This is a genomic window from Mesorhizobium sp. M0058, assembly GCF_040323095.1.
GTDB lineage: Bacteria > Pseudomonadota > Alphaproteobacteria > Rhizobiales > Rhizobiaceae > Mesorhizobium.
Genome location: NZ_JAMYUQ010000010.1, coordinates 284,609 through 291,088 on the forward strand (window position 1 = coordinate 284,609; position 6,480 = coordinate 291,088).

12 protein-coding genes, 1 tRNA gene and 1 pseudogene are annotated in these 6,480 nt (G+C 59.8%); 6 read left to right on the top strand and 8 right to left on the bottom strand.

Annotated elements, in window-relative coordinates:
- Nucleotides 1–17: 17 nt before the first annotated feature.
- Nucleotides 18–146, top strand: coding sequence for a hypothetical protein (locus NKJ75_RS19535; RefSeq protein WP_023746169.1), 129 nt, complete (start codon nt 18–20; stop codon nt 144–146).
- Between the two features lie 61 nt (nt 147–207).
- Nucleotides 208–283: transfer RNA gene (locus tag NKJ75_RS19540), tRNA-Lys, on the top strand.
- A 121-nt stretch (nt 284–404) separates the two neighbouring features.
- Here the strand turns inward: NKJ75_RS19540 and NKJ75_RS19545 are convergent.
- The 3 genes from NKJ75_RS19545 to NKJ75_RS19555 are packed head-to-tail and all read right to left on the bottom strand — an operon-like array spanning nt 405 to nt 1,257.
- Entirely contained in the window at nt 405–767 is a 363-nt protein-coding gene (locus tag NKJ75_RS19545; RefSeq protein WP_352500055.1) for a hypothetical protein, read from the bottom strand.
- On the bottom strand, nt 764–925 hold the full coding sequence (locus NKJ75_RS19550) for a hypothetical protein (RefSeq protein ID WP_352500056.1): 162 nt from the start codon (nt 923–925) through the stop codon (nt 764–766). Before NKJ75_RS19550 ends, NKJ75_RS19545 begins: the two co-directional genes overlap by 4 nt.
- Before the next feature lie 32 nt (nt 926–957).
- Entirely contained in the window at nt 958–1,257 is a 300-nt protein-coding gene (locus NKJ75_RS19555) for a hypothetical protein (RefSeq protein ID WP_352500057.1), read from the bottom strand.
- A 106-nt stretch (nt 1,258–1,363) separates the two neighbouring features.
- Between NKJ75_RS19555 and NKJ75_RS19560 the strand changes: the two genes are divergently transcribed.
- From NKJ75_RS19560 to NKJ75_RS19575, 4 genes and pseudogenes are all read left to right on the top strand, one after another.
- Nucleotides 1,364–1,597, top strand: a complete 234-nt coding sequence (locus NKJ75_RS19560) for a helix-turn-helix domain-containing protein (RefSeq protein ID WP_352500058.1) — start codon at nt 1,364–1,366, stop codon at nt 1,595–1,597.
- Nucleotides 1,594–1,731: pseudogene (locus tag NKJ75_RS19565) on the top strand (XRE family transcriptional regulator); the annotation flags it as partial. The gene NKJ75_RS19560 and the pseudogene NKJ75_RS19565, both read left to right, overlap by 4 nt.
- A 57-nt stretch (nt 1,732–1,788) precedes the next feature.
- The gene (locus NKJ75_RS19570) at nt 1,789–2,178 is read left to right on the top strand and encodes a hypothetical protein (RefSeq protein WP_352500059.1); all 390 of its coding nucleotides are present in this window, start codon (nt 1,789–1,791) and stop codon (nt 2,176–2,178) included.
- Nucleotides 2,178–2,672 carry a hypothetical protein gene (locus tag NKJ75_RS19575; RefSeq protein ID WP_352500060.1) on the top strand — a complete coding sequence of 165 codons (495 nt, stop codon included), beginning with the start codon at nt 2,178–2,180 and terminating at the stop codon, nt 2,670–2,672. The genes NKJ75_RS19570 and NKJ75_RS19575 overlap by 1 nt, the downstream gene beginning before the upstream one ends.
- A gap of 14 nt (nt 2,673–2,686) precedes the next feature.
- Here NKJ75_RS19575 and NKJ75_RS19580 read toward each other — a convergent pair whose 3' ends face one another.
- From NKJ75_RS19580 to NKJ75_RS19600, 5 genes are read right to left on the bottom strand one after another with little or no spacing between them, the layout of a single operon-like run.
- Nucleotides 2,687–3,733, bottom strand: coding sequence for an RES family NAD+ phosphorylase (locus tag NKJ75_RS19580; protein WP_352500061.1), 1,047 nt, complete (start codon nt 3,731–3,733; stop codon nt 2,687–2,689).
- Nucleotides 3,734–3,740: 7 nt separating this feature from the next.
- Nucleotides 3,741–4,685, bottom strand: a complete 945-nt coding sequence (locus NKJ75_RS19585; protein WP_352500062.1) for a sce7725 family protein — start codon at nt 4,683–4,685, stop codon at nt 3,741–3,743.
- 6 nt (nt 4,686–4,691) lie between these two features.
- On the bottom strand, nt 4,692–5,579 hold the full coding sequence (locus NKJ75_RS19590) for a sce7726 family protein (protein ID WP_352500063.1): 888 nt from the start codon (nt 5,577–5,579) through the stop codon (nt 4,692–4,694).
- Between the two features lie 51 nt (nt 5,580–5,630).
- A complete protein-coding gene (locus tag NKJ75_RS19595) occupies nt 5,631–5,882 on the bottom strand; it encodes a hypothetical protein (RefSeq protein WP_352500064.1) in 252 nt (83 codons plus the stop codon).
- 7 nt (nt 5,883–5,889) lie between these two features.
- Nucleotides 5,890–6,255, bottom strand: coding sequence for a sunset domain-containing protein (locus NKJ75_RS19600; protein WP_352500065.1), 366 nt, complete (start codon nt 6,253–6,255; stop codon nt 5,890–5,892).
- Nucleotides 6,256–6,480 lie beyond the last annotated feature (225 nt).

Below are 6,480 nucleotides of genomic sequence, written 5' to 3' on the forward strand. Positions count from 1 at the left end.
CGTGAGAAAAGGCGCGTTTGGCGCGCCAACAGATCGAAGCGGCGACCACGTTGCGGGCGCGGCTCACCGGGCTGGTGACGACGCAATTTGCGGCGCGTCTGGCGATGGCTGAAACCCCGTTCGAACGGCCATCTTTTTCCGGTTGACCGGTCGCGGCACTCTCCCTATGTTCCGCGCAATTTCGAGGGCGGCCTTTAGAGCCCGCGGGAGCGCGTAGCTCAGCCGGTAGAGCAACTGACTTTTAATCAGTAGGTCTCGGGTTCGAACCCCGACGCGCTCACCAGAATTACTCAATAAAAACAAGACTTTGCCCGACAAACCTACTTTGCCGGAGCGCGGTCAGTGAGGCTCAGGGTTCCGCAGGGGTTCTATCGCGCCGCCAATCGACTGCAAGGCCGACCATTTCAAGCTACTAGCGACCGCAGCAGCTCGACCGCGTTATCGGCCATCCGGTCGCCCTCGTCATCGATGTCGACCGTTGAGAGGAGATAGCGCGCCTTCGCTGCGACCTCGGCCATGTCGGCGGGCCGGTGGTCGCGGAGCGCTTGGAACGCCATCCACTCCGCATCGCTCGCGTCTTCCCGCACCGTGTGCCAGCCGTCCGCGTCAAGAGTGGCCGCTGTAAGCGCTTCCCTGGCAGCCTTGTGGGCATCGATCAGCCGCTGAACGCGCAATGGCGCGTCCGAAGGGCTGAACGCTCGTCCTGGGCCCGCTGCGGCCGGCAAGGCGGCCAATCCGCCGAGAAGGATGCGTCGAGAGATCTTCATATCCGGTTCTCCTCGAATTGGGCGCCTGGAAACAGCAGGATGAACTCGGTCCAGCGCAGGCAGGCCCGCCAGCGAGAGACGCCGACGGAGCGGCGCCTGTTTCGATTCGGCGGGTCGACGGGCACGGCTTCGCCAGCCGCAGGAACACGGTTACGCATAGCAATTCTCCTAGGATGGTTTGGTGAGCGCCTTAGCTCTCAGGCAAAAAGTCCGCACACAGGCTGCGGGTCAGAAAATTCACGTGCTTCTCGGCAGCCCTGAGCAATGTCGAATGGACCGCCTTCCGTAGGCTGTCGGGGCCGTCGCCACTACGCAGAAGCCGCCTCAATGCGGTACACCGGACGCCGTGAAAATCGACGACGTCGCCTGCGATCTCGCGGTCCAACTCGTAAAACGACATCCCTATAGCCTTCATAGCGACGCTCATCTCGTCGGTCGTGAGGGAGCCGACCTCGATCTGGCTTATGACCCGTAGGCTCTTTCCTGGCATTCGGGGATTTTTCTCCGTTGCGATAGATCAGTTACAGGTGTACGTATTGCATACACCTGTAATCGCGTCAACAAAAAGATACAGGTGTTCGCAAAAAGGGGGAATTATGGCCGAGCTTACGCCCGAGGCAAACCGCGCAGCGAGAGCTATCTTGAAGTGGTCAGTGCGCGATTTGGCTGCAAAGGCTGGCATCGCGTTCACTACCGTGCATCGCTTTGAGCAGACGGGAATCGCCACGGAGACGACGAAGGCCAAGATAGTCGCCGCCTACGCTGCCTGTGACGTTGAGATCACCAACGGCGAAGGAACGGGCGCGAGCCTGAGGCGCCGCAAGCCATGAGGCTTGCCCTCGAGGCCGCCGGAGTCGAGTTTATCCCGGAGAACGGCGGCGGCGCCGGCGTGAGGCTTCGAAAGCCGCCTGCCACTCCCGTGTCTAGTGGCGAGGCCGGTATTATTGATAATAACGAGATGTAGGCTCGCAGGAAATTCGACAGCGAGTCATGATCGGCCCCCGAATCAGAGGAGCCGACCATGCCCGCCGACAAAGAAGCCTGCCTTCGCTTCGATGGTACCTCGCTGCAGTCCTGCGAACCGCCCGCATGGTATGCTGCAATCATGCTCGATGCTGACGAGCACGGGGGTGACATTCCGGACATTTATAGGCGCAATGGCGTGCTCCTCCATCACCGCTTTGGGGAGACGCTCGACTCGGTTTACGTCTACGACGCCGGCCGGCATGGCCATCTCATCGAATATTGGGATTTGGAAAAGTGCCTCGCCACCATCCTGATCGACAACGTTGGGGCCTATCTCGAGTTTCGGGCAAAATACCTACATGCCTGGGCGTGGCTGATTGCGGAGGTGGAGAGGATCGCCGACGCCGACTATGAACTGACGAAAGAAGGGCGGAAGCGCGCATAGTGCCTGACGGCAACGACAATCAGGACGCTGCTTACTACGCGGCGATGGCAGCCGAAGACGCGTTCAGCGTCGTCATCCGAGCTGGCGCCTACATTGATCATGAGCTGATAAAGCTGCTTGAGGCAACTGTTCCCGCACCAAATGCCCTTAAGCAAGTCCCGCTTGACTATGCAGCCAGGTGCGCGCTGGCGGTCGCCCTTGGGCTCGACGAGAATTTCCAGCCGCCACTGAGCGCTCTCGGCAAGATCCGAAACAAACTCGCCCACAATCCCGAGGCGTCGCTATCCGACGGAGACGCAAACAACCTCTACAAGGCTCTAGGAGATCTGGAGCGCACAATGGTTCACAACAACTTCGCGAAAACACTGGCGAAACGAGACCAGAAGCTGCGTCGCTTCAATGACGAGCCCGCACTCGACAGGTTCGTCTTGATCGCGGTGGTCCTGAGGTCGGCTCTCGTTGTCGCAAGAAGGCGAGTCGAACGAATGCGCTAACTCTACTCGTTCGATCAGGCCTGGCGGTGGCCCGGGGTCTGGGCCTGCGAGACTTGAACCGAGACGCGATCGACGTTGTATGTGGCAACTACGCCGCCCCTTGCCTTGCCAGGATCGAACAGAGCCAAGTTGATACCGTCACTAACTGAGCTACGATACACGACGCCGTCGAAGCCGCTCTTTTTGATGAATTCGCATAGATACTGGCTGGGGATGTAGTCGATCGCAGCGCCCGACGGCAGCACCGGTCGGGTCAGCTCCTCACCAAGCCGCTCCAGAAATGGCAGATCTGCGCGCAGCTGGCCAATGGCGCTCGCATCTTCGAGAATGAAGGGAGATACAAGCTTGCGGGGATTGCGCAGGTCGACCGCCTGGATCTCGGGGATCGTGAAGTCAGCGACGCACGCGACTTCACCCGTATGCGGTCGGATTTCTGCAGCAGCCGTTTCCGGAATCGATCCCAGATAGAGATAGGGGATGCCTGCCGGATTGGCGCGACCGTGCGATGCTAGACGCTTGGGTGGCGCGCCCATCTTGTCGATCTCATAGGTTTCGTCGCCGGCACGGATGCGGGCGCGATACCATATCCGTGGCAGACCTGCCGCCGGGAGATGATCGAGAAGCTGCCGCAAGCGGTCGGTATCAAGGCTCATGTCCAGGAACCATCGATTCCGGTACATCATCTCATCGCGTAGCGTTTCCCACTGCACCAGCCCTTCGCTCTTGTAGCTAGGCGACGGTAGGAATGACGCGCGCACAATATCGCCGTCGTCGAGTATCTCGGCGAGCAGCTCTTTGGCGTGCGCGACGTCCATAGCTGGGTGTGAAAAAAGCTCCCAGTCGTCCTTCATCCACTCGGCCAGCGACTTGCTGTTATCGCTGCGCTCGTAGACGTTGACGACCAATCCGAAGAAGGGTGCCAATGCCTGGGGCTCGAGGAGGTCGACGTCGCGTGTACCGCAGAAGCTGCAGGTGCCGTGCTCAGGACCGAGGAATGGGAAGATCTGCTCCCGCAGGCCGCGATCGTCGAAGCATTCCGGGCAGCACCGCCGTTTGGACATTTTCAGGTCAGCCCAGATAGCCGGCGAGCGTCTCGATATGATGCTTCATCGCGAGTTTCTTGACATGGCCTAGGCCTGGGAAGTGACCCTTCGTATGGAGGTCGCGAAATTCCTTGATGGCATCGGTCTCAAGCAGCTTGGAGTTTCCGGTGCTGAGCTTGTCGATGAGCTTCTGAAGCGCTTGCGCGAATTTGCCCGCCGGGTCGGTAGGCGTGTCGTTCGATGTCGAGACGAAGTGATAGATGTACATCACGTCATCCTTGTCGGGATCGATGAAGGTGAGGTGGATCGCAACAGCATAGGCCGGGCCGCCGCTTTCTGAATAGCTATCCCCCACGACCAGGAAATCGCCAAAGCCGGCCATGTTCAAATCGCTGCTGTAAGTGAGGTGTAGCTCGGAAAATTCCTCGACCGGGATCTTCGCATATTCAGCATTTTTTAGGCGCTTGAAGCCATCGCGTATGAGAACGCGCGTGCTGCCGTCGAAGTGTTTGCGATAGAGCGTGTTCGCGTGTTCCTCGATGAACACATGCTGCGAAGCCGGGAGGTCTCCACCGAGATGTTCGGCCAGCGCCTTCGGTGACGTAAACCCGGCATGCACAAACGTCGGATTGTGGTCCTTATGGGCTTCACAGGCGGCTATCGCCTGGGCCAAGGTCGTGTTGCTGCGCAGTAGGATACCGGCTGAGATCTCGTCACTATCGATATAGTCGGCCTGCAGCACTTTGGTGATGCCGACGCCGTCTTCCTGGTGGTCGCCGTGATAGGGATTGACGATTACGATCGCTCGGCCTCCGGCATCGCAGATCGTCTGGAGCGTCCGCTCCAGGCCTTTCAGGGCTTCCTTCACTGGCTCGATGATTGGCACGAAACCGGCGCCGGCCATCAGCACGGCCGTCTCCCGGATCGTGATGAGCTCGAACTGTTTGCCGCGAAAATAAGGATGATACATCGCAAGCTATACCCAAGCCATCGCAGCATCGAGCGGGGTCGCCACGGCTTTGACGAGCCGGCCATGATCCGAGCGGCGCATGGGCACGGACAACGCCGCGGCATGAAGTGACGCCGGGAGCTGATCGACAAGATCGCTTAGCGCCGCAAGACTGCGTGTGCGCTTGAGAGTGCTAACCATCTCGCGGTGGAGCGGAGCGGGCTCGAGCTTGGCGAAGAGGTCGCGCATGACACCATGGCGCTGTGTGTTTGGCACTGCCGGCACGTCGAAGCCGAGCGCTTTCAGAATTGCCGCCGCCTCTGCCGACCGGAGCGAATCGAACACGGTCACCGGGCAGATGCGATCGGGCCGGTCGATCGCATCTCGCTCGACCGAGACATGATAGCGCCGGGATAGGCACATGATCCCAACGTCGACGGGGACGACCCGCCGCACGCCCTCCATGTGATCTTCGCTCGCGATAACATTCACTGTCGCGAAAACCTTCTGGTAATTCTGAACCTGGTTCGCCAGGCGCGCCAGTGAATCCCGCTCCGACTTGATTTCATACACGGTGGCGGTTCCATTAAGAATCACGAGATCAGCCTTGCAGGTCCCGGCTCGAAACTCATTCAGCATGGACGCAGTGCGCAGCGAGTGCTTGCCCATTAATATTTTTTGGGTGAGTGCCGATCGGTAAACGTACTCGTTGCGCATGCCGGCAGTCTTCAGCACAGCGAAAGCGGCTTCGAAGGCATCGCCGATCGTGGCATGGCTTTGACAGGGCGCCACGTCCACGGTGTGGCCGAGCAGGCGCATCAAAAGTGGAGATCGCCCCTTCGTCGCCAGCTCACCAAACACGGTGGACGAAAACAGGCGTGTCAGTGCCGACAGCTGCGTCGTATTGAGTTCCACTTTCCCCCACGATCTGCCGGACTCAGCTTGCAGATTATCCGTTAGTGTACCCTAGACTGCATCGTATGGGAATCCGGCAAATATTTGAGTGTGCGAAGTACATTTTGTGGCCTTCACCGTATCGGCGGCGCCCCAAATAATTGCGACCACGAAGCCGATCAGGAACCCTTGGGCAGTCACCCCGGTGAAATAGACCAGGACGAGCACCGCGGCGAACAGTGCGACGACGATCCCCACAGCGCCGAAGAACATCGAGCCGCCGATGAGCAGGACGACAATCAGGAGCAGGAGAAAAATTGCCATCCCTTTTTTACACTTTCGCTTTCCGCCAGCCCGCCCACCACGCTTCCCATTGGGAACAAAACCAACGCTCTCCTCGAGCTGGGTTGACGCGTGTAGCCGAGTAATATTCCTGCCCCGGCATATGGTAGATATGCTCGCCGCGCTCGTTGATGTTGCCCTTGATATCGCAGCCCACCTTCCGGACAGCAGCGTTGCTGGCCGACGAATCGCCGCCATGGTGAACGCGCGGCAGCTCGTGACGATCGTCGCCGGATGCAAGATAGGCCGCGGAAGTCACCCCGAGCGTCACTAGAACGGCGGCGAGACGATAGCGGAGAAGCGAGCGCCACCAAGGCCGTCGCCTCCGCAATCCCCTGACATGAACAGAGCCCATGATCCTTCCCCGACGGGAGAATGCGTCCACTGAAGCCGGGAGTCCAGTGTCAGGCCGCCGCGCTGTCGCCGGCCGCCTTGATAAGCCGTCGCCTTTTCGCGTTCTCCCGCCCCTTGCGGGCGATCGCAACGCGCTTGTCCTCGGCAGCCTCTTCCTCGATCGAGAGTTTCGGCATGACGCGCTCGGGGCTCGCCAGCAGCCACAGCAGCGCGGTCGCCATGGCTT